This is a genomic window from Streptomyces sp. NPDC001822 (assembly GCF_042892135.1).
GTDB lineage: Bacteria > Actinomycetota > Actinomycetes > Streptomycetales > Streptomycetaceae > Streptomyces.
Window position 1 is genome coordinate 384,143 of record NZ_JBIATW010000001.1, and the last position, 20,499, is coordinate 404,641.

Genomic DNA, 20,499 nt, shown 5'->3' on the forward strand with positions numbered 1-20,499 from the left:
CTCCTTGGGGGGAGTGAGTCGATGAGTCCCCAGTTTGTATACCAGTCTACGACGGCCGGGCAAGAGTCGCGCCCAGGTCGTACGGAAATCTGCGCTTTGGCCCCTTGGGTGTGTTGGCGACTCCGCGCATGTGATCTGTTGGTATACGAACCTGGTATACGAGGCCGGTGCGCGAACCCGCGTGCACCGACCCGGTCAGGACCCGCCGAACATGGTCCGCAGGGCGACGGCCCTGCTGTCACGCACGTGCAGGAGCGTGCTCGCCGCCGCGGCCTCCGCGTCGCCGGCGGAGATGTGCCGGTACATCTCCGCGTGCTGGGCCCGCATGTGTGCGGGCTCCTCGCGCAGACCGAACAGCAGCCGCAGCTGCCAGCTCAGCTGTTCCATCGTGCGGGCGAGCAGCGGGTTGGCCGCCATCGCGACCACACCCTCGTGAAACGCGGTGTGAGCGGCCACTTCGCGTGGCCCCTCGTCCGCCGCGGCAGCCGACTCGGCCTGACGGAGCGTGGCCTCCAGCGCGACGAGATGCCCGGCGTTTCCGGCCGCCACCGCCCGGGCGGCGAGGCGCGACGCCTGGACCGCGAGGGGCTCCCACACCTCGTACAGATGCTCCACGTCGGTGAGTGCGAGGCGCCGGACACGCACCCCGCTGTGCGGCAGCAGCTCCAGGAGCCCCTCGGTGACCAGTGCGCGCAGCGCCTCGCGCACGGGTACACGGGACATGCTCAGCTCCTCGGCGACCTCCCGTTCCACGAGACGGGACCCCTGTTCGTAGCGCCGGTCGACGATGCGCTGCAGGACGGCCTCGCGTGCCTGAGCGCTGAGTGAGGCGGAGGCCCGGTGGGCCGGTGTGCGTGTTCCGCCCTCCGGGGCCGCCGGGCCGGTCCTGCTGCTGTCCGCCACCTTGTCCGACCTCTTCCTTCCACGGTCCTTCGCGCCCCGGTGAGGATACGTCGGCGGACGTGTGCCGCCCTCCGGCCGGACTCCGCGCCTCACGGCGAGCCGGGCGCACTCTCCTGAGCGGGCTCCTTGGGTGACGGGTGATCCGTCCCGCCGTCCGGGGCGGCGGCACGTAGCGCCGCGTCGATCCGGCGGTCGCTGGTCATGGATGCCGTGACGGCCGTCATCGCCAGGAGAAGGCCCGCGGCGGTGTAGACCGGGGTGCGGATGTCGTACGTTGTGGCCAGCCAGCCGCCGAGGAACGCCCCGACGGGGGCGGCGCACATCGCCAGCATGCGCGAGGTCGAGGCGACCCGGCCCATCAGGTGGGGCGGGACGATCGCTTGCCGGAGGGAAGGCCCGAGCACCATCGTGGCGCCCATGCCGGCTCCGCATGCGGCGAGTGCGAGCCCTGCGACGTACGGGTTCGGGGCCGCGGCCAGGCCCAGGATGGCAAGCCCTTCCGCGGCGGCCGTGCAGGTCAGCGCGGTGCCGGTGCCCAGCCGTCGGCCGAGGCGGGAGGCGATGCCCGCACCGAGCAGACCGCCCGTGGCCTCGGCCGTCAGGAGCAGTCCGAAGCCGTAGGTGTCGATGCCGAGGCGTTCGTGCGCGAAGAGGGCGAGGACGGTCTCCACGGCGATGAAGGCGATGTTCCCGACCGCCGGGCGGAGCGCGAGCCCCAGCAGGACCCGGTCGCGAAAGACGTACGAAGCCCCGGCCCGCGCCTGCCGCAGCAGGGACTCGCGGGCCTCCGGCACTGGGCGGGGCGCGGCGGGCAGCGTACGGACGAGCAGCGCGGAGACCAGGAACGACACCGCGTCAGCCAGCAGCGGAACCGCCCGTCCGAACGCGAGCAGCACACTGCCCGCGGGCGGCCCGGCGAAACCGGACATGGCGGTCTGGGCGCCGCGCAGGCGGGTGTTGGCGCGCTCCAGGAGCGCGGGGTCACGGCGCAGCAGGTCCGGCAGATAGGCCGTGGCGGCCGTGTCGAAGAAGAGCCCGCCGAGGCCGAGCAGGAAGGCGACGGCCGCGAGAAGCGGAATGCTCAGCAGATCGAGCGCGGTCGCCACCGCCGGTATCGTGAGCAGCGCCGCGCGCCCCGCGTCCGCTGCCCACATCGCGCGCCGACGGTCCCAGCGATCCACCAGCGCACCGCCGAGCACCCCGAAGAGCAACCAAGGCAGCGTGCCCGCGGCCGTGACGACGGCGAGTGCCATCGGATCCCGTGTCAGCGTCAACGCGATCAGCGGCAACGCGGCCTGGGTCACCCCGTCGCCGAGCGAGGACACCGTCTGCGCGGTCCACAACCGCCCGAAGCCGGCCGGTAACTCCCTGACGTCCGTCATTCGGCACCCCCGTCGGCCTGCTTCCGCTGAGCCGGGTGGAACAGCGCGAAGACGAGTGACGCGTCCGGCAGCGAGGGATCGGACAGCTCCCGGAACTCGTCCGCCAGTGCCTGCAGTCGTGCTCCCAGCTGTGCGAACTGCTCGTCGGAGAGCCGCAGATGCGCCATGCCCACGTGCCGCTCGGCGTCCGTCGGCGCAGCCTCCAGGTCCGCCACCGCATGCCGCATCAGCGTGTCCGGTCCTCCCTCGCCCGGATCCGGCAGCGTGATCGTCCGGGCGGCCATGGCGTAGTACCGCTCGGTGACACCCCTGACCTTCCGTGTCCGCACCACCTTCACCAGGCCTGCCCGCTCCAACAGGCGCACGTGGTAGCTGGAACTCCCCTTCGCGAGGCCCACCCGCTCGGCGATCTGGGTGATCGTCGCGGGCTCGAAGCGGAGCACGGCCATGATCCGGTGGCGCGTGAGACTGGAGACGGCGCGCAGTTGCTCGTCCGTGGTGACGTGAAACGTCTCGGGCAGTTCGTCGGTGGGCATGCGAGCAATGGTCAACGACCCTTGACCATTGCGCAAGGGGATTCGCCCGATGCTCCGGAATCCGCTGTCCGGCGCGCGTGAGCCAGTGCCGGAGCCCGCACCAGCCGTCGACGGGAGGGGTCGTTGGAAACCCCCGGTTCCGGAGATCTCTCCCGCCGCGACGCCCGGTCGGAAGCCTGCGCATCACCCGCACGCCGGCAGGGGTGTTCCCCGGCCCGGCCACGGTGGCGGACGGCGGAACGCAACGCCACGGCCGGCCGAGCAACGGGTACGAGGACGAGGACGGGTACGAGGACGAGGGCGAGGACGGCAGAGCTCAGACGGGGAGCCGTCCGAGCAGCGCCGTGAAGTCGGAGCCGGGCGGCAGGGTGCCGAACGCGAGGCCGCGGTCGCCCGCCAGACGCGACGCGCAGAAGGCGTCGGCCACGGCGTGCGGTGCGTGGCGGACGAGCAGGGACCCCTGCAGCACGAGGGCGGCGCGCTCGATCACGCGGCGGGCGCGCAGCGGGGCGTCCTCGGTGAGGGTGAACTCGCCTTGCAGCTCGCGCCAGGCCGCGTCGAGACGCCCGTCGGCTCCGGCGGCGGCCTCGATCTCCGTACGGAAGGCATGGAGTGACTCGGGCTCACGCGCGAGAGCGCGCAGCATGTCCAGGGCGTTGACGTTGCCCGAGCCCTCCCAGATTCCGTTGAGCGGGGCCTCGCGGTAGAGGCGGGGCATGCCTGACGCCTCGTCGTAACCGTTGCCGCCGAGGCATTCGAGCGCCTCCGCGACCGCGGCCGGCTGGCGCTTGCACACCCAGTACTTGCCGATCGCCGTGGCGAGGCGGAGGAAGGCGCGCTCCTGCGAGTCGCCGCGCTGGGCCCGGTCCGTCGCCCCGGCCAGGCGCAGTGCGAGGGTGGTCGCCGCCTCGGACTCCAGCCCGAGATCGGCGAGGACGTTGCGCATGAGCGGCTGGTCGACGAGCTTCGCGCCGGACACCGCCCGGTGCCGTGCGTGATGGGCGGCCTGGGCCAGTGCGGCGCGCGTTCCGGCGGCGGACCCCAGCACGCAGTCGAGCCGGGTCATCGTGACCATGTCGATGATGGTGCGTACACCCCTGCCCTCGTCCCCGACGAGCCAGGCCACGGTGTCGTCGAACTCGGGCTCGCTGCTGGCGTTGGAGCGGTTGCCGAGCTTGTCCTTCAGCCGCTGGATCCGGAAGGTGTTCCGGCTCCCGTCCGGCAGGACGCGCGGGGCGAGGAAGCACGAGAGCCCGGCCGGTGCCTGGGCGAGCACCAGGAACAGGTCGTTCATCGGCGCGCTGGTGAACCACTTGTGGCCGCGCAGCCGCCAGGTGCCGTCGGGCCGTTCCGTCGCGGTGGTCGTGTTGGCGCGTACGTCGGTCCCGCCCTGCTTCTCGGTCATGCCCATGCCCGCGAGCAGTCCGCGCTTCCCGGCCGGGGCGCGCAGGCCGGGGTCGTACACACGGCTGGTCAGCAGGGGCTCGTACAGTTTCGCGAGAGCGGGGGAGTGGCGCAGGGCCGGCACTGCCGCGTAGGTCATGGAGACGGGGCAGCCGTGGCCCGCCTCGGCGCTGCTCCACACCATGAAGCCCGCCGCGCGTGCCACGTGTGCCCCGGGTCGCGCGTCCGACCAGGGGGCGCCTCCGAGTCCTTCCCCGATGGCCACGTCCATGAGGGAGTGGTAGGCGGGGTGGAAGTCCACTTCGTCGACCCGGTGCCCGTAGCGGTCGTGGGTCCGCAGTACGGGCTCGTGGCGATTGGCCTCGTCCGCCCAGTGCTGCACCTCCTCGCTCCCGGCGCGCCGGCCCAGCGCGTGCAGGTCGTCCAGGCACCACTCCGCGCCCTCGCGGCGTACGCCGTCGAGCAGCACGACGTCGTCGGCGACGTCATGGCCCGTCAGCGGCGGTGGCTGATTGGTCACCTCGTGGGTGGTCCCCGAGGGGCGGCTGGACAGAACGTCGGTCGCGGACATGGCGGCCCTCCGGGGCTGGGACGGGTGGGTGCGACGGAACAGCGTGCGGGGCCCCCGCGCAGCGCAGGGCCATCGCGGTGAGGTCGGTGAGCAGTTCCGTGGTGTCGTCGCCCTCCGGAGCGCCGAGCGGTGCGACCAGGACCTCGCCGATCGCACCGGTGAGCGCCGCCGCGGTCACGTCGCCGTTCTGGGGAGGCAGGACGCCCTGTGCCATGCCTTCCGCGATCACCTCGGCGAAGAGCGTGCGGTACCGGCGGCGGAACTCCAGGCGCTCGGCACCGACGGCCGGCTCGGCCGGGGCCGCGAGCAGGGCGTAGGCCAGTCCCCGGTTCTCCAAGGCGCGCCGGGCGAAGACCTGGACGCCCGCCGCGATGCGCTCGACGGGGGTGCCCGCACCGCCGAGGACCTCACCCAGGACTTCCACCTCGCGCCGGGCCGCCCGCCGGAACACCTCGACGGCCAGCGCCGCCTTCGACGGGAAGTGCTGGTACACCGACCCGGCGGCGATTCCCGCCGCGCCCGCGACCGCGGTCACGGACGCCTGGGCCCAGCCGACCTCGGCCACGACGTCGGTGGCCCGGGCGACGAGCCGGTCGCGGGCGGCTTCCAGGCGGTGGAGCTCGGCCGGGGTCTTGCGGTAGGCCATGAAAGAAGTGAACCATCATTCATAACTTGGCGGCAAGAGAGCCGTCGCCACACGGCATTCCTTCCGCATGGTGTTCCTCGTGCACGGCATTCCTCCCGCACGGGTGGCGGGGCGCCCGTGCGGGAGGTGCGTTCGCAGGTCCGGGCCCGTCTCAGCCCGCCGAGGGAACGCCCGCGCTCTCGACCACCGCGTCCAGATTGCCCGCCTTGGCCTCCTGGACGATCGAGCCGAACTGATCGGTGCTCATCCGGATCTGCTGACCGAAGTCGTCGGTGATCACGACCCTGCGGTCCTCCGGCGCGGTCTCGTCGACGAACAGCTGCGGGCATCCGCAGTCGCAGTTGCCGCAGAACGTCGCCAAAGGCTCCATCGCGCCCACATCCCTCATGTGCTTCTCCTCGCTCCGCGTCCGCCCCGGCACCGGCCGCCGGACAGGAGCGGACGGTCCGGTGGGCTGTCCCGGTAGGCATTCCCGCCGGGAAATCGCGCAAGCGGAGGGCGCGGACGCGGCCGGTGCACGGCCGGACGCCCCCGTGCTTCGGGTGCTGCCGGTCGCGCGCGAGAAGCGGAAACCGGACGCCCCGGCCGTGCGACTACCTGGGAGAGGTCTGCCCGGCACGACGGGCGTCTCGTCCGGCGCACCCGTCCGGCTCAGCGGGAGCCCGCCGACGTGCAGACAACCCCGGCCGCCCGCAACCTGGGAGGGAGGCCGGGCACGGGCACGCATGCCAGGCGGTGCCCTCGGGAGGAGCGGAGGCGAAGCGTCCGATGGCATCCGCATCCGATGACGTGCCGCTGGTCGTGGTGGGTGCGTCGGGGGCCGTGCTGGAGTGGAGCCTGGAGGCCGAAGCACTGTTCGGCCGTACGGAGTCCACGGCGCTGGGACGCCCGGTCCGGGAACTGCTGCCCGCCCCGGCCGACGGTGAGGCGTGGCTGACGAGGGCCGGGACACCGCGGGCGGGGCTACTGGTACGCCCGGTGACCTGCCGGGACGGCTCCCACGCCTGGGGTCTGTACAGGACCGTGTCGGACCGCCACGAGGATCCGCTCGGCGAGGCGCTGTTGCGGGCCCTCTTCACCGTGTCGCCCATCGGTATGCAGGTCCTTGACCCCGAACTGCGCGTGCTGCGGGTCAACACCGCCGCCGGCGGGGTCAGCGGCATCCCGGCCGAGCAGCTGATCGGGCGCCGGATGACGGAGGTGATCCGGCTCAGCAGCCCGGCGGCCACCACCGCCATGTTGAAGGAAGTGCTCGCCACCGGTGAGCCCGCGCTCGACAGGATCGTGGGGGCCAACCCGCCCACCGACCCCACCCGGGAGCACCTGTACCAGGTGTCCGTGTTCCCGCTCCGTGACGCCGACGGCCAGAACCTCGGTCTCGCCTCGTCGGTGGTCGACGTCACCGGACGCGAACACGCCCTGTCGCGCACCCGCGTCCTCGACGCGCTGCGCGAGGGCGTGGGGCACACCCTGGAGATGGACACCACCTGTGCCGAACTCCTCCGTGTCCTGGTGCCCGCCTTCGCCGACGGCGGGGAGGTCGACCTCCTGGACCCGGTGCTCCGCGGCGACGAACCGCCGTTGGCGCCCGTCCCGCTCGAAATACCGCTGCGGCGCATGGCCTTCGCCCCCGCCGGCACGCCGCAGGCGGACGGGGGACCCGCCCCCCTCCGCTTTCCCGCGGCGTGGTCGCAGGCCCTCACCGACCTGCGGCCCCACCTCATCGTCCACAGCCCCGAATCCGGCTCCGGCCGCCCGGAGCCGCACTCGACGATCATCGCCCCGCTCACCCTGCGCGGTGGCGTGCTCGGGACGCTGAGTCTCCACCGGTCGGCCGGCCGTGCGGCATTCGAGCAGGAGGACCTGGAGCTCGCTCTGGAGCTGGCCGCGCGCACCGCTCTGCACGTCGACAACTCCCGCCGCTACACGCGTGAGCACACCATCGCGCTCACGCTCCAGAACCATCTCCTCCCGCAGAACCCGCCCCGCCGCGACGCCCTGGAGACGTGCCACTTCCACCGTCCGAGGGGAGCCGGCGGAGGGTGGTCCGACGTCATCCCCCTGTCGGGCGCACGTGTGGCGTTCACCGTCGGCCGGGTGTCCGGCGAGGGCATCCAGTCGACCGCGGCCATGGGCCAGCTCCGCACCGCGATCCACACCCTGTCCTCACTGGACCTCGAATGCGACGAACTGCTCGCCCGGCTCAACGACACGACGGCCCGGCTCGCAGCCGAGAGAGCGGCCGCCGACCCTGGCCGCCTCCCGCCCGAGGAGGCCCTGACCGCGTCTCTGGCGTACGGCATCTACGACCCGCTCACCCTCACGTGCACGATCGCCCTCGCCGGGCACCCGCCGCCGCTGCTCGCGCACCCCGACGGCACGACGGACATTCCCGACCTGCCGCACGCCCCCGCCCTCGGCGAGGACTCCGACGGGGCGGTGTTCGCCGCGGCCTCCTTCGGTCTGGGCGAGGGCAGCGTCGTCGGCCTGTACACGGACGTGTTCCTGGGGGCGGACGGCTCCCGGGCGGAGGAACGTCGTGACGGTCTCCTGCGCGCGCTCTCCGGCACCGGACACACACTGGAGGATCTGTGCGGGGAAGCCGTCCGCTCGGTGGCTCCCGACGGACGGCACGCCGACGACGCGATCCTGCTCCTCGTCCGCACCCATGCCCTCGGCGCCGACAGGGTCGCCACCCGGGACCTCGCGCCGGAGCCGTCGGCGGTGGCCGAAGCGCGCGAATGGGCCCGGCGGCGGCTGGCCGAATGGGGCCTCGACGCGCTGACGTTCGGCACCGAACTCATCGTCAGCGAGCTCGCCACCAACGCGATCCGCTACGGAACGCCTCCCTTGCAGCTACGCCTCGTCAACGGCCCCACGCTGACGTGCGAGGTCAGCGACTCGAGCTTCGTCGCCCCCCACCTGCGCCACGCCCGCAGCACGGACGAGGGCGGCCGCGGGCTGTTCATCTGCGCCGAGCTCGCTCAGCGCTGGGGAGCCCGCTTCACGAGCGAGGGCAAGACGATCTGGACCGAGCAGGCGGTGCCCGTCCCGGGAACGCCCTTCTCGTCGTGGCCGTAGACGTGTTGCCGTTGCCCTGACCGCTGCCGCCCGTATCCGCCCGCGGCCGTAACCGTGTCGCCGTGATCGGCGTGCCGTCCCGCGGCCGACAGGCCGACAAGCCATGCCGAGCGGGCCGGCCGGGCCGGCCGGGCGTCATGGCTGCGGGGACGGCCCCCACCAGGCGAAATCGCATGCCCGCCACGACGGACAAGAAACAGACAACTTCCCAGGCATGCGCCGGGAGCGCCGGGGCACCCGCCTTTTCGGAGGTTGATAACTATGGTTCCCCTGCTTCTCGTCCTGCTTCTCGCCCTGGTTCTCTTCGGAGCCGGGTTCGCACTGAAGGCCCTGTGGATCGTGGCCGTCATCGTGCTCGCCGTATGGCTGCTCGGCTTCGTCATGCGATCCGCGGGCACCGGTGGCCGACGTGGCCGCTGGTACCGCTGGTAGCCGCCGCTCGTCCCCACGGTGCTGAGGGGCGGTCCCGGACCGAGAGGTCCCGGACCGCCCCTCAGCCGTGTGCGGTTCGCGTGAAAATGCGGTGACCGGGCGGGAGGACGGCGCAGGCGCGGGGCAGGAGCACAGTGTGTCCGGGAGGCCCGCCGGACGCGCAGGGGAACCGCGCACCTCCACCGGTGGGCCCCCGGCCACCTCAGCCTGCGCGTCCAGGGCTCCCTTACGATCGCCCCGTGTGCGCAAACGTCATCGTCGCTGAAGACGACGCGAAACAGGCCGAGCTGGTCCGCCGCTACCTCGAACGGGAGGGGCACGCGGTCACCGTGGTGTCGGACGGCCTCGCCGCGTTGGAACAGGCCCGGCAGGGCTCGCCCGACCTGCTGGTCCTCGATGTGATGATGCCCCGGGCCGACGGGCTCGACGTGGTCCGCGTCCTCCGCGCCGAGGCGCGGGAGACCGCCGTCCTCATGCTGACCGCACGGGCCACCGAGGACGATCTGCTGCTCGGGCTCGACCTCGGCGCGGACGACTACATGACGAAGCCGTACAGCCCGCGTGAACTCATGGCGCGCGTACGCACGCTCCTGCGCCGCACCCGGAGGGACGCGGAACGCGGGACCGGTCACGTCCTGACGGTGGGCACGCTCGCCGTCGATCCCCTGCGCCACGAGGTCGCGGTCGACGGCGTGGGAGTCGAGTGCACACCGGGCGAGTTCCGGCTCCTGTCGACGATGGCCGCCGAGCCGGACCGGGTGTTCACGCGGGAACAGCTGCTCGCCGAACTCCACGGCTTCGACCGGTACATCAGCAGCCGTACCGTCGACGTGCACATCATGAACCTCCGCAAGAAGATCGAGCGCGCGCCCAGACGTCCGGTGCGACTGCTCACCGTGTTCGGCGTCGGCTACAAGCTCACGGATCCGCGGAAGGGCGCCTCACGTGCCGCGTCGCTCTGACCACGACGGCCACCGGCTGCCCCTGCGCAAGAGCCTGCTGGGCCGGCTGCTGGCGGTCTCGGCCCTGGTGGCGGCCTGTTCGGTGGCCGCGACGGCGTGGCTGGCCGTGCAGACGACATCCGGTGCCATCGAGCAGGAACAGGGGCGTAACCTCGCGGCGGACACCCGGGTCCTGGACACCCTGCTCGCCTACGCCGCCGAGCACCCTGGCTGGCAAGGGGTGGGGCCCACCGTCGAGGCACTGGCCGACGAGTCCGACCGGCGGATCACCCTCACGACCCAGAGCCGGGCGGTGATCGCCGACTCGGCCGGCTCCACCCCGGCCCCGCCGCCACTGCCGCCCCAGGCGTCGGCGGTCGTGGACCCGCTGTCCGTCGCCGCGGTGACGCCCGGGTCCGAAGCGGGGTCGGTGACGGTCGCGGCACCCGGAGCGGACGGGGCACCGCGCTCCACGAGCGACCGCGTCGACCCGCGCGCCGTCGGCCCGTTCCGGCTGCCCGAGGCCGAGCGTGCGTCGCTGAAGCGCGCCGCCGAGTCGGCGGTGCTGTGCCTCGGCCGTTCCGGGATCGCCTCCGACGTCGTGGAGGGACCGAGCGGGCGCCCCCGCATAGCCGTGGTGGGCAACGACCCCGACCGCACGCGGAGCACCCGGTGTTCCATGGACGCGCTGGACCGCCCCACGGCCACCGAGCGCAAGGCGCTCACCGGGCTCAACGAACTCGTCGACGCCTGCCTGGACCGGCAGGGGCGCGACGCGGTGCGGCTGGACCTCGACCTCTCCTGGAGCACGGCAGGGGAATCGCGCACCGCCGCCTACCGTGAGCCGACTCCCATGCCCGCCCCCGGCGCTCCCCGCGAGCCGGTTCCGACAGCCGCACCGGCCGGGAGCGTTGACGCGGAAGGACTGCGGCCGGCCCAGCGGGCCACCGCTCGGCCCCAGCCGGCCGCGACGCCCGTGCCCGGCCCGGTGCCCCCTCCCGACAGCGAGAACGACCGCGACATCGCCTCCTGCGTCGCCCTCGCGCGTCAGGAGCAGCTCAGTTCTTACGTGGCGTCCCCGGCCCTGCTGTTCATCACCGACCCCGGCGGCGGTGCGGTCCCCGGCTTCGAGCTGTCCTCGGCGAACACGGCGAAGATCATCGGCGTGGCCGCACTGGTTCTCGCCCTCACGGTCGGGGCCTCGGTCCTCGCCGGCGCCCGGCTCGTGCGGCCGCTCCACGCGCTCACCGGCGCCGCGCAGCGGATGCGCGACGGGGAGGACCCACCGCACGTGGTCGTCGCCGCCGACAACGAGATCGGCCGCCTGGCGGCCGCCTTCAACGACATGTCGGCGCACCGCGCCCGCTCGGAGGAACAGCGCAAGGCGATGGTGAGCGACGTCGCGCACGAACTGCGCACCCCGCTGAGCAACATCCGCGGGTGGCTGGAGGGGGCGCAGGACGGCATCGCCGACCCCGACGCGGGCTTCGTCTCCTCGCTCCTGGAGGAGGCCGTGCAACTGCAGCACATCATCGACGACCTCCAGGACCTGGCGGCGGCCGACGCCGGAGCCCTGCGGCTGCACCCGGAGCCGGTGCGGATCGACGAACTGCTCGCCCACGTCGTGGCCGCCCACCAGGCACCGGCCGAGGCCGCCGGTGTCGCCCTGGACGTGGATCCGCACGCCCCGCGCGCACCCGTCCCCGAGCTCGTCGCCGACCCGGTGAGACTGCGTCAGGCGATCGGCAACCTGGTGACCAACGCCGTGCGGCACACGCCGGCGGGCGGTCGGGTGACCCTGAGGGCGTACGCGGACGGGGCCGGGAAGGCGGGCCAGGACGTGGTGGTCGAAGTCGCCGACACCGGCACGGGTATCGCGCCGCAGGCCCTGCCCCACGTCTTCGACCGGTTCTGGCGCGCCGAGAAGTCGCGCAACCGCCGCACGGGCGGCAGCGGCCTGGGACTGGCGATCGTCCGCAAACTCGTCGAGGCCCACGGAGGGACCGCCGAGGCGGCCAGCACCGTCGGAGAGGGCTCCGTCTTCACCCTCCGCTTCCCTGCCGCGGGCCCTGATCCGATGAACACAGCGGTCTGACAGCTTCCTCACAACTCCCCTCCACTCTGAGGTCACGCTCGGCCGCCCGGCGCGCACACGTGCACGGGCCCCACAGAACGCCGAGCCGGAATCGGAGTCCTTCATGTCCCTTCGTCCCATCGTCCGCACCACCGTCCTCACCGCCGTGGTCGCCGGCGCCGTGCTGCTCCCGTCGGCGGCGGCCCTGGCCGACGGCACCCCCACCCCGGTGCCCGCCGAGCCCGCCCCCGCCTCGGCGGCGCCCGCGGAGCGCACCGCCACTCCGGAGCCCAGCCGGGCGAGCCGTCCCGCGAGGCCGACCGCGGCACCCGCACCGGCGGGCCGGCTGCCCCGCGGCGGCGTCGACGCGGGGGAGCGCCCCGCCCAGGACGCCGCCGGCACGGCGCTGTACGGCACGGCGGCGGGCACGGTCCTGCTCGCGGGCGCCGGCGTCCTCGTCGTACGCCGACGGACCGCCGCTCAGCGCAACGGCTGATCCCGCACGGTGGCGCCGCTCTCCCGGGAGCGGCGCCACCCGCCGTACGTCCCCCCGCTCGTCCAGCGCACCGGAGTACTCATGCCTCCCTTCACCCCGCACCCGTCGCGGCGGACCGCCGTGGCCGCGGCCGTCTTCCTGCTGCTCGCCCCTGTCACCGCCTGCGGCGCGGCTGACGCACCGGAGTCGTCCGTGAGCGCGGTCGCCCACGATTCCCCCAAGCCGCAGTCGCCGAAGGCCCCGGCACCGTCACGGCTGACCGTGCCGTCGCTCGGGATAGACAGCGACCTGCTGAGACTGGGGCTGAACGAGGACGGCACGGTGGAGGTCCCGCCGGCCGAGAAGGGCATGACGGCAGGCTGGTACGCGGGCGGGGCCGTTCCCGGCGAGCCGGGCGCCGCCGTGCTCATCGGCCACAACGACACACGGTTCGGCAGGGCGGTCTTCCACGACCTGCACCGGATAGGCCGGGGCGCGGACATCGCCGTGTCCGACGTGGGGGGCAGGCAGACGCACTTCAGGGTCACCGGCACGCAGACCGTCAGCAAGAAGGCGTTCCCCACCGACAAGGTCTACGGACCGACGGACGAACGTGTCCTCCGTCTGATCACCTGCGACGGGGCCTTCGACGCCGACGGGCACCCCGTGGACAACCTCATCGTGTACGCCTCCCTGCGCTGAGGGCGTCTCCCCGGCACCTCCGGGTCCGCCGCCCGTGCGGCGCACCCGCTGCGGGCCGCCGTTGACGGACGGTCGTCCCGGCGGCGGCTCGCGGCGCCCGGTGGCCGGACGGCCCGCCGGGCAGGTGCGCAGGGCTGTGAATTCCGGTGACTCCTTCTCAGGTCCGTCGGCGCCCGTCGACGCTCGTGGCCGACCGGTGGAGGTCCCTCACGGGCACGGACACAACTCTTGACGGGTACACGCATACAAGCCAAGAATGATCGCGCAGTGCGATCTGACAACGTTGTCTACGGCTGGAGAGGCGTTCTCCCCATGAGATGGACCCACTTGACACGCGGTGCGGGGACGGCGGCCGCCACGGCCGCGCTCCTCGGCGCCGCCCTCGCCGCGCCCGCCGCGGCGGACGCGGGGGCGCACACCGAGCGCGGCCGGCTGACCGATCTCGTCAACGCGTTCATCGGAACCGAGAACGAGGGCAACACCTATCCCGGCGCCGCGGTGCCCTTCGGCATGGTGCAGTTCTCGCCCGACACCGGCCACAACACCGGCTACGACTACTCGGAGAACCACATCAGGGGCTTCTCCACCGTGCACATCTCGGGCGTGGGCTGCGGGCTCGGCGGAGACCTCCCGGTCCTCCCGACGACCGGCGACATCACGTCCACGGACAACGCCTCCTACGCCGCCGAGTTCAGTCACGACGACGAGAAGGCGAGCCCCGGCACCTACACCGTCGGTCTGAAGACCGGGATCAGGGCCGAACTCAGCGCCACCGAGCGCACCGGCGTGCAGCGCTACACCTTCCCCGCCACCGACAAGGCCAACGTCCTCGTCAACGCGGGCCAGTCGCTGCACAGGACGCTGAACACCGAGGTCGAGATCCTGGACAGCCGCACCGTGCGCACCGCCATCACCGGCAGCGGCTTCTGCCAGGACACCAAGCCGTACACGGTCTACACGATCACCCGCTTCGACCGGCCCTTCACCACCTCGGGCACATGGAAGGGCGACAAGGTCACCGAGGGCTCGAAGACCTCGACGGCCGGCGGCGAGCGCAACGGTGCCTACCTGCGCTTCGACACCACCAAGGACCGCACCGTCGAGGCGACCACGGCGATCTCGTACGTCGACGCGAAGGGGGCGGCCCTCAACCTCCGTGCCGAGGGCGGCCGTTCGTACGACCAGGTCGCGCACGCCGCGCAGGCCGCGTGGGAGGACAGGCTCGGCCAGGTCAGGGCACAGGGTGGCGGCGAGACCCTCCGCCGGACCTTCTACTCGTCCCTCTACCGCGCGTTCCTCGCACCGAACATCGGCAGCGACGTCGACGGCCGCTACACCGGCTGGGACCAGAAGACCCACCGGGCCAAGGGCTTCACCTACTACCAGAACTGGTCGCTCTGGGACACCTACCGCACCCAGGCCCAGCTGCTGTCGCTCCTCGCGCCGAGCGAGTCCCGCGACATGGCGATCTCCGTCATCAAGATCGACGAGGACAGCGGCTGGCTGCCCAAGTGGGGCTACGGCACGGTCGAGACGAACATCATGACGGGCGACCCCGTGACCCCGTTCCTCACCAACGCCTACCAGCAGGGCCTGCTCAAGGGCTACGAGGAGCAGGCGTACCGGGCGCTGAAGAAGAACGCCGACGGAGTACCCGCGGCCGGATCCGCCCCCGTCGGCCGCGAGGCCAACAAGGAGTACCTCGCCAACGGCTTCGCCCCCTACATCAAGGGCCGCCCGCACGCGAAGCCCGGCGACTCCGACTACGACCACGGCGCGTCCGCGACCCTGGAGTACGCCCTGTCCGACGCGATGCTCGGGCAGATGGCGAAGAAGCTCGGCCATGAGGACGACGCCGCGCGCTACACGGAGCGCGCCCAGAACTACCGGAAGATCTTCGACAGTTCGACCGGCTTCTTCCGGGCCCGTGACGTGAACGGCGACTTCACCGGACCCGTCGACCCGGCCCAGAGCGAGGGCTTCCACGAGGGCACGTCCTGGCAGTACCAGTGGCTCGTGCCCCAGGACCTGCCCGGCATGGTCTCCCTGATCGGCGGCACGCAGGCGGCCAACGAGCGCCTCGACTCGTTCTTCGCGTACGACCGGCTGCTGGAGGACCCGGCGAAGACCGCCCGCGAGGTGTGGGTCAACGGGCCGTACGACTACTACAACGCGGACAAGTACAACCCGCAGAACGAGCCCGACCTGATCGCCCCGTACACCTACCTCTCCACCGGTCAGCCGTCCAAGACGACCGACGTGGTGCACGCGGCGCTCACCCTGTTCACCGACGCCCCGACGGGCATGACCGGGAACGACGACCTCGGGACGATGTCGGCGTGGAACGTCCTGTCCTCGATCGGGATCTTCCCGGTTCAGCCGGGCACGGACACCTGGGGTCTCTCCACTCCCGTCTTCGAGCGGGTGGACCTCACCCTCGACCGCCGCTACTACCCCCGGGGCCGTCTGACGGTGAGGGCCCCCGGCACCTCCGACTCGGCGCGCTACATCCGGTCGGCCCGGACCGACGGGGCGGCGTACGGGAAGACCTACCTGACCACCGAGGACATCCGCGGCACTCGCGAGCTGTCCTTCGAGGTCGGCACGGCTCCCTCCGACTGGGGCACATCGGCGGACGCGGCGCCGCCCGCCCTCGACTGACCGCCGCGACGGACGGGACCCGCCCCTCGGCCGAGGGGCGGGTCCCGTCCGCGCTTCACCCTCCCGCGGGCCCGCCAGGGTCCGGAGGGCCGGACAGGAACGTCACCTGCGGCGCGCCCGTCAGGGGGTGGACGGCGACCTCGCCGGTCACGCCGTACACCTCGGCCAGCAGCACCGGTGTCAGCACGTCGGCCGGCGCGCCGGAGGCGACGACCTCCCCGTCGTCCAGCACGTACAGGCGGTCGCAGTAGCGCGCCGCGAGGTTGAGGTCGTGCAGAGCGACCAGGACGGTGGCCGGCAGCCGCCGCAGGGCGCCGAGGACCGACAACTGGTGCCGGATGTCGAGGTGGTTCGTCGGCTCGTCCATGACCAGCAGCGCGGGCTCCTGGGCGAGCGCCCGTGCGATCAGGACGCGCTGGCGCTCTCCACCCGACAGGCGGTCAAAGGGGCGCTCCGTCAGTTCGGTGATGTCCACGGCGGCGAGGGCCGACGCGATGAGTCCGGCGTCCTCGGCGGTGTCCCCCGCGAGCAGCCGCTTGTGCGGGGTACGCCCCATGGCGACCACCTCGCGCACCGTGAGGTCGAACTCGGCCGCCGACTCCTGCGTCACCGCCGCAACCGTGCGGGCCAGTCGTCGCACCGGCAGCGACCAGGCGTCCTCCCCGTCGACCCGGACCTCGCCCGTCGCGGGGCGCAGGACACGGTAGACGGCGCGCAGCAGGCTGGACTTGCCGCTACCGTTGGGTCCCACCAGGCCGATCACCTCACCGGGGCGCGCGGTCAACGAGACGTCCCTGACCAGGCGACGGGCCCCCGCGGTGAGCGTGACCCCGTCGATGACGAGTGCGGTCGCGGTCATGCCACTCCTTCGCCGGTGCCGCGCCGTGCGTCGCGGCGCATGAGCCAGAGGAAGAACGGTCCGCCGCACAGGGCGGTGAGCACCCCCACCGGTATCTCCATGGGCGCGGCCACCACGCGTGCGGCGATGTCCGCCCAGACGAGGAAGACCGCCCCGCCGAGCGCGGCGGTGGGCAGCACGCGGCGGTGGTCACCGCCGACGAACAGACGCACGATGTGGGGCAGCATCAGGCCGACGAAGCCGATGGGCCCCGACGCGGCGACCAGCACACCCGTGACCAGGGACAGCAGCACGAACATGCGGGAGCGGAAGCGGGCCACGTCCAGCCCCATGGTGGTGGCGGCCTCCTCGCCCGCCAGCAGCAGGTTCAGATTGCGGGCCTGCACGAAGAGGACGCCGATGCCCAGCAGCAGTGCCGAGGCGGGCAGCCAGAGCGTCGCCCAGTCGACGCCGCCGAGGCCGCCGAGTGTCCACGCGAGCACCGCGCGGGCCTCGTTCCCGCGGTCCGTGGTCAGCAGGAGCAGATCCAGGACCGCGGTGAGCACCGCCGCGATCGCCACACCGGACAGCACGAGGCGCACGGAGCTGATGCGGCCCCCCGTGCGAGCGGTTGCGTACACGAGCAGCAGGGCGCCCAGCGCGCCGGCGAAGGCGGCGGCCGACAGCGAGACCGGGCCGAACAGCGTCACCCCGAACACGATCACGCTCACGGCACCCAGGGACGCCCCCGACGAGACCCCCAACAGGTAGGGCTCGGCGAGCGGGTTGCGTACGAGCGCCTGCATGGCGGTACCCACCACCGCCAGCCCGGCACCGGTCACCGCCCCGAGCAGGACACGCGGCGCGCGCACGTCCAGCACGATGGTCTCCCGTGCCGGGGACCAGTCCGGTGGTGACCGGTCTACGCCGACGGCGTGCGCGACGATGCCCCACACCTGCCCGGGCGGCACGTGCACCGAACCGATCGCCAGGCCCGCGGTGACGGAGACGAGCAGCAGCGCCGTCAGCACGAGCAGGGTGACGGCCGGTGTGCCCCGGCCCGTTCCCGGCCCGCCGGGCGACTGCCGCCCCTCGTCCCGCCTGCCGGACTCCTCCAGTGCGGGAGCGGTCACCGGAAGCTCGCGGGGTGCAGCCCGCGGGCGAGATCGCCGACCGCGTAGGCCGACCGGATCCCGACCAGGGTCGCGGTCAGCGGCAGGACGACGAACCGCTTGTTCCTGATCGCCGGCACGTCGGCGAGCGCGGGCCGGGAGAGGAGGTACTCCTTCTTCTGCTCGACGCTCCCGGAACCCGCGTAGTCGTAGATGGCGATGACCTCCGGCCTGCGGTCCACGACCTGTTCCCAGGACACGTCCCCGAAGACGTCGTCCAGGTCGCCGAAGACGTTCCTGCCGCCGGCCAGCCGGATCAGCTCGGTGCCGAGGCTCTTGCCGCCGGCGGTGAAGGCCGACTTGTCGCCGCTGTCGTATACAAAGACCGGCACGTCCGCCTCGTCCGCGACGGCGGATGCGGCCCGGCCCACACGGCCCTTCAGGTCCGCCACGAGTGAGTCGGCGCGGCCGGACACACCGAAGATCGTGCCGATGGTGCGGATCTCGTCGTAGGTGTCCTCCATCGTCACGCGCTTCTCACCGCAGTACTCACGGTTGAGATAGGTGTCGATCCCCGCGTCGGCGAAGGCTTTGCGGGAGCGGCCCTCCTTCTCGCCGAACGCGCTGCCGTACCCCCCGTAGACGAAGTCGGGCTCCGCATCCAGGACCGTCTCGAACGACGGCTCCTTCGCGGCCAGTTCCGGGACGGACTCGTACGCCTTCCTCAGATCCGGCAGCACGGACGAGTCGGGGTAGGCGGTCCCGACCATGCGGTCGGCGAGGCCCAGGGCGAGCATCAGCTCCGCGGGGTGCTGGTGAATGGTGACGACCCGGGCCGGAGGCCTGGTGTACGTCGTCCTCACCCCGCAGTTGTCGATGGTGACGGGGAATCCCGCGGGCGACGAGGCCGCGGCCCGGGGGTCTGCGTCCGGGCCGCCGGACGAGCCGCAGCCCGCGGTCAGCGCGACCGCGGACAGGGCGAGTACGCCGGCCGCCAGACGCAGGGCGCCGCGTCCGCGGGCCGTGAGTGCCGGGGGGAAAAGGGGCATGCCAGTGAACACGTGAAGCCTCCTGGGGAGTCCGCGCTCCTCGGATCGGGCCCGCGACAGGCCAGTGTCCTGACTCCCGGGCCGACGCTCCCCGCTCCGCCGCGCGGCGGCATGCGGAGGGGCTGCGCTTCCCGGTCACAGTGGCGGGACCGTGCCGGACTCACACCGGCTTCCTGTCTCCCGTCGCGGCGATGACCAGGTGATCCTACGTTCTGCCGCGGCGCGCTCGAACGGGCACCCGTCCGCACGCGCAGGGAGACGGTTCGCCGACCGGCACCCCACCGCCCCGGCGCGGTCCGGCACCGGTGCGGGGGTTGCCCGCCACGCCCTCGGGCACCGGATGCCATGATGGTTCCCGACAGGGCGACGGCGGTCCGAGGAAGCCGGTGCGAATCCGGCGCGGTCCCGCCACTGTGATCGGCGAGCGGATCCCGGTACGTCCACCGCCCCTCGGGGCGGGAAGGACGGGACGAGCCACGACCCGAGAGCCAGGAGACTCACGCGGTCGCCTCCTCGACGTACCCCGGGGCGGATCTCCCCGGAGAGAGGGTGGTTCGGCGTGTCCGAGAACCCGGCCGAAGAGGTATTCGGCAGCACGGTGGCATCAGCGGTGACAGGGCAGGTGCCCTGCCGGATCGTCGTGTGCCGGGACTGCTGCTGCGGCAGCCCCAAGGTGAGCGGGGACCACGCGGCGCAGACCGCGCGTCTGCGCGCCGCGGCACCGGTGCGGGTCTCCGAATGCCTCGACGTGTGCGATCAGGCCAACGTCGTCGTCGTGCAGCCCTCCGCCGCCGGCAGGGCGGCCGGAGCCCGGCCGGTCTGGCTGGGGCTGGTCAACGACCCGGACGCGACCGAGGACATAGCCGCCTGGGTGCGCGCCGGCGGCCCGGGCGTGGCGACCCGCCCGGGGATCCTCGACCTGTACGCGTTCGAACCCCCTCGGCGCCGTGCGACCAGCTGAGCCGGTGACAGCGGGCCCGCCCGACGCGGCACGGGCACCGGGCGGGGCCGTGGCGGCCGCTCTGGCCGACGTGGCGACGCTCGGGGGCTTCTTCGCGCTGCGCACGGACGCGCCCGACGAAGGCTGGCACCCCGTCCAGCATTCCTACGACCGCGGATTCGCCGACCTGTCCACGGCCGTGACCGACCGGTACCGCACCACGGATCAGCGCGTCGGCGTGTCCATCGCCCAGCTCGGCCACGCGGCACGCCTCTGGTCGCCCGTGCTCGCGTGCACCCTGCTCCACGGCATCGTGCCCGACCTCGACGCCCTGCGCAGGCAGGACACCGCCTCTGCACTCGGACTCCCGGCGCCCGCCGGGTGGTACGCCGACCGCCTTCCGGACGGTGAACTCGCCGTCGGCGCACAGGTCATGGACCATCTGAGCCGGCTGGAGGCGGGACTGGCCGTCAGGATCGCGCCACGCCTGCTGGACGGCAACGCCGCCTCCGCACTGATGGGTTCGGCCGGTGTCCTGCTGGCCGCCCGTCCGGAGACCAGGGTCCCGCTGACCCGTCTGGTCACCCGACTGCTCGGCACGGGGCGGCTGGTGGGCACCGGCTCGGTCACCGGGCCCGGCCTGGCCTTCCGCCGGCGAAGCTGCTGCCTCTACTACCGGACCCCGGCCGGCTCGAAGTGCGGGGACTGCTGCCTCGCCCGTTGATCCGCCGCTGACGCGGCCGCGGCGCACA

General features: G+C 72.8%; 17 protein-coding genes, 1 pseudogene and 2 riboswitches. Of the genes and pseudogenes, 9 read left to right on the forward strand and 9 right to left on the reverse strand.

Annotation, left to right across the window (positions count from 1 at the left end; all coding sequences use genetic code 11):
- Positions 1-195 precede the first annotated feature (195 nt).
- The 6 genes and pseudogenes from ACFYY2_RS01765 to ACFYY2_RS01790 all read right to left on the reverse strand — a co-directional run bounded on the left by ACFYY2_RS01765 (position 196) and on the right by ACFYY2_RS01790 (position 5,830).
- The gene (locus tag ACFYY2_RS01765) at positions 196-903 is read right to left on the reverse strand and encodes a GntR family transcriptional regulator (protein WP_388735590.1); all 708 of its coding nucleotides are present in this window, start codon (positions 901-903) and stop codon (positions 196-198) included.
- Positions 904-992: 89 nt separating this feature from the next.
- Complete coding sequence (locus tag ACFYY2_RS01770; protein WP_388735593.1) at positions 993-2,285, reverse strand: MFS transporter; 1,293 nt, start codon at positions 2,283-2,285, stop codon at positions 993-995.
- Positions 2,282-2,821, reverse strand: a complete 540-nt coding sequence (locus tag ACFYY2_RS01775) for an ArsR/SmtB family transcription factor (RefSeq protein ID WP_388735595.1) — start codon at positions 2,819-2,821, stop codon at positions 2,282-2,284. The genes ACFYY2_RS01770 and ACFYY2_RS01775 overlap by 4 nt, the downstream gene beginning before the upstream one ends.
- A gap of 316 nt (positions 2,822-3,137) precedes the next feature.
- A complete protein-coding gene (locus ACFYY2_RS01780; protein WP_388735598.1) occupies positions 3,138-4,796 on the reverse strand; it encodes an acyl-CoA dehydrogenase family protein in 1,659 nt (552 codons plus the stop codon).
- A 46-nt stretch (positions 4,797-4,842) separates the two neighbouring features.
- Positions 4,843-5,442: pseudogene (locus tag ACFYY2_RS01785) on the reverse strand (TetR/AcrR family transcriptional regulator); the annotation flags it as partial.
- A 151-nt stretch (positions 5,443-5,593) separates the two neighbouring features.
- The gene (locus tag ACFYY2_RS01790) at positions 5,594-5,830 is read right to left on the reverse strand and encodes a hypothetical protein (RefSeq protein WP_388735601.1); all 237 of its coding nucleotides are present in this window, start codon (positions 5,828-5,830) and stop codon (positions 5,594-5,596) included.
- 380 nt (positions 5,831-6,210) lie between these two features.
- Between ACFYY2_RS01790 and ACFYY2_RS01795 the strand changes: the two genes are divergently transcribed.
- From ACFYY2_RS01795 to ACFYY2_RS01825, 7 genes are all read left to right on the forward strand, one after another.
- Entirely contained in the window at positions 6,211-8,523 is a 2,313-nt protein-coding gene (locus tag ACFYY2_RS01795; protein WP_388735604.1) for a SpoIIE family protein phosphatase, read from the forward strand.
- A gap of 261 nt (positions 8,524-8,784) precedes the next feature.
- Positions 8,785-8,955 (forward strand): hydrophobic protein, encoded by a 171-nt coding sequence (locus ACFYY2_RS01800; RefSeq protein ID WP_327111949.1) that lies wholly within the window; start codon positions 8,785-8,787, stop codon positions 8,953-8,955.
- A gap of 239 nt (positions 8,956-9,194) precedes the next feature.
- Positions 9,195-9,917 carry a response regulator transcription factor gene (locus ACFYY2_RS01805; RefSeq protein WP_388735607.1) on the forward strand — a complete coding sequence of 241 codons (723 nt, stop codon included), beginning with the start codon at positions 9,195-9,197 and terminating at the stop codon, positions 9,915-9,917.
- Positions 9,901-11,991 (forward strand): ATP-binding protein, encoded by a 2,091-nt coding sequence (locus ACFYY2_RS01810; RefSeq protein ID WP_388735610.1) that lies wholly within the window; start codon positions 9,901-9,903, stop codon positions 11,989-11,991. Before ACFYY2_RS01805 ends, ACFYY2_RS01810 begins: the two co-directional genes overlap by 17 nt.
- Before the next feature lie 103 nt (positions 11,992-12,094).
- A complete protein-coding gene (locus ACFYY2_RS01815) occupies positions 12,095-12,466 on the forward strand; it encodes a hypothetical protein (protein ID WP_388735612.1) in 372 nt (123 codons plus the stop codon).
- 81 nt (positions 12,467-12,547) lie between these two features.
- Complete coding sequence (locus ACFYY2_RS01820) at positions 12,548-13,147, forward strand: class F sortase (RefSeq protein ID WP_388735614.1); 600 nt, start codon at positions 12,548-12,550, stop codon at positions 13,145-13,147.
- Positions 13,148-13,459: 312 nt separating this feature from the next.
- Entirely contained in the window at positions 13,460-15,808 is a 2,349-nt protein-coding gene (locus tag ACFYY2_RS01825; RefSeq protein ID WP_388735616.1) for a GH92 family glycosyl hydrolase, read from the forward strand.
- A 55-nt stretch (positions 15,809-15,863) separates the two neighbouring features.
- On the opposite strand, the gene ACFYY2_RS01830 is transcribed toward ACFYY2_RS01825, so the two are convergent.
- From ACFYY2_RS01830 to ACFYY2_RS01840, 3 genes are read right to left on the reverse strand one after another with little or no spacing between them, the layout of a single operon-like run.
- The gene (locus tag ACFYY2_RS01830) at positions 15,864-16,667 is read right to left on the reverse strand and encodes an ABC transporter ATP-binding protein (protein ID WP_388735618.1); all 804 of its coding nucleotides are present in this window, start codon (positions 16,665-16,667) and stop codon (positions 15,864-15,866) included.
- Positions 16,664-17,779, reverse strand: a complete 1,116-nt coding sequence (locus ACFYY2_RS01835) for a FecCD family ABC transporter permease (protein ID WP_388735621.1) — start codon at positions 17,777-17,779, stop codon at positions 16,664-16,666. The genes ACFYY2_RS01830 and ACFYY2_RS01835 overlap by 4 nt, the downstream gene beginning before the upstream one ends.
- A complete protein-coding gene (locus ACFYY2_RS01840) occupies positions 17,776-18,807 on the reverse strand; it encodes an ABC transporter substrate-binding protein (protein ID WP_388735624.1) in 1,032 nt (343 codons plus the stop codon). The genes ACFYY2_RS01835 and ACFYY2_RS01840 overlap by 4 nt, the downstream gene beginning before the upstream one ends.
- 41 nt (positions 18,808-18,848) lie before the next feature.
- Positions 18,849-19,022, reverse strand: a riboswitch (cobalamin riboswitch).
- A gap of 161 nt (positions 19,023-19,183) precedes the next feature.
- Positions 19,184-19,306: riboswitch (cobalamin riboswitch) on the forward strand.
- 123 nt (positions 19,307-19,429) lie between these two features.
- On the opposite strand from ACFYY2_RS01840, the gene ACFYY2_RS01845 reads away from it, so the two are divergent.
- Together ACFYY2_RS01845 and ACFYY2_RS01850 are read left to right on the forward strand one after the other, a co-directional pair.
- The gene (locus tag ACFYY2_RS01845; RefSeq protein ID WP_388736804.1) at positions 19,430-19,768 is read left to right on the forward strand and encodes a (2Fe-2S) ferredoxin domain-containing protein; all 339 of its coding nucleotides are present in this window, start codon (positions 19,430-19,432) and stop codon (positions 19,766-19,768) included.
- Positions 19,755-20,471 carry a (2Fe-2S)-binding protein gene (locus ACFYY2_RS01850; RefSeq protein ID WP_388735626.1) on the forward strand — a complete coding sequence of 239 codons (717 nt, stop codon included), beginning with the start codon at positions 19,755-19,757 and terminating at the stop codon, positions 20,469-20,471. Before ACFYY2_RS01845 ends, ACFYY2_RS01850 begins: the two co-directional genes overlap by 14 nt.
- Positions 20,472-20,499 lie beyond the last annotated feature (28 nt).

Excerpts from the sequence above, each read along its gene's own strand:
- ACFYY2_RS01770 (WP_388735593.1), bottom strand. The coding sequence starts at position 2,285 with ATGACGGACGTCAGGGAGTTACCGGCCGGCTTCGGGCGGTTGTGGACC.
- ACFYY2_RS01775 (WP_388735595.1), bottom strand. The coding sequence starts at position 2,821 with ATGCCCACCGACGAACTGCCCGAGACGTTTCACGTCACCACGGACGAG.
- ACFYY2_RS01780 (WP_388735598.1), bottom strand. The coding sequence starts at position 4,796 with ATGTCCGCGACCGACGTTCTGTCCAGCCGCCCCTCGGGGACCACCCAC.
- ACFYY2_RS01790 (WP_388735601.1), bottom strand. The coding sequence starts at position 5,830 with ATGAGGGATGTGGGCGCGATGGAGCCTTTGGCGACGTTCTGCGGCAAC.
- ACFYY2_RS01795 (WP_388735604.1), top strand. The coding sequence starts at position 6,211 with ATGGCATCCGCATCCGATGACGTGCCGCTGGTCGTGGTGGGTGCGTCG.
- ACFYY2_RS01800 (WP_327111949.1), top strand. The coding sequence starts at position 8,785 with ATGGTTCCCCTGCTTCTCGTCCTGCTTCTCGCCCTGGTTCTCTTCGGA.
- ACFYY2_RS01815 (WP_388735612.1), top strand. The coding sequence starts at position 12,095 with ATGTCCCTTCGTCCCATCGTCCGCACCACCGTCCTCACCGCCGTGGTC.
- ACFYY2_RS01820 (WP_388735614.1), top strand. The coding sequence starts at position 12,548 with ATGCCTCCCTTCACCCCGCACCCGTCGCGGCGGACCGCCGTGGCCGCG.
- ACFYY2_RS01825 (WP_388735616.1), top strand. The coding sequence starts at position 13,460 with ATGAGATGGACCCACTTGACACGCGGTGCGGGGACGGCGGCCGCCACG.
- ACFYY2_RS01830 (WP_388735618.1), bottom strand. The coding sequence starts at position 16,667 with ATGACCGCGACCGCACTCGTCATCGACGGGGTCACGCTCACCGCGGGG.
- ACFYY2_RS01840 (WP_388735624.1), bottom strand. The coding sequence starts at position 18,807 with ATGCCCCTTTTCCCCCCGGCACTCACGGCCCGCGGACGCGGCGCCCTG.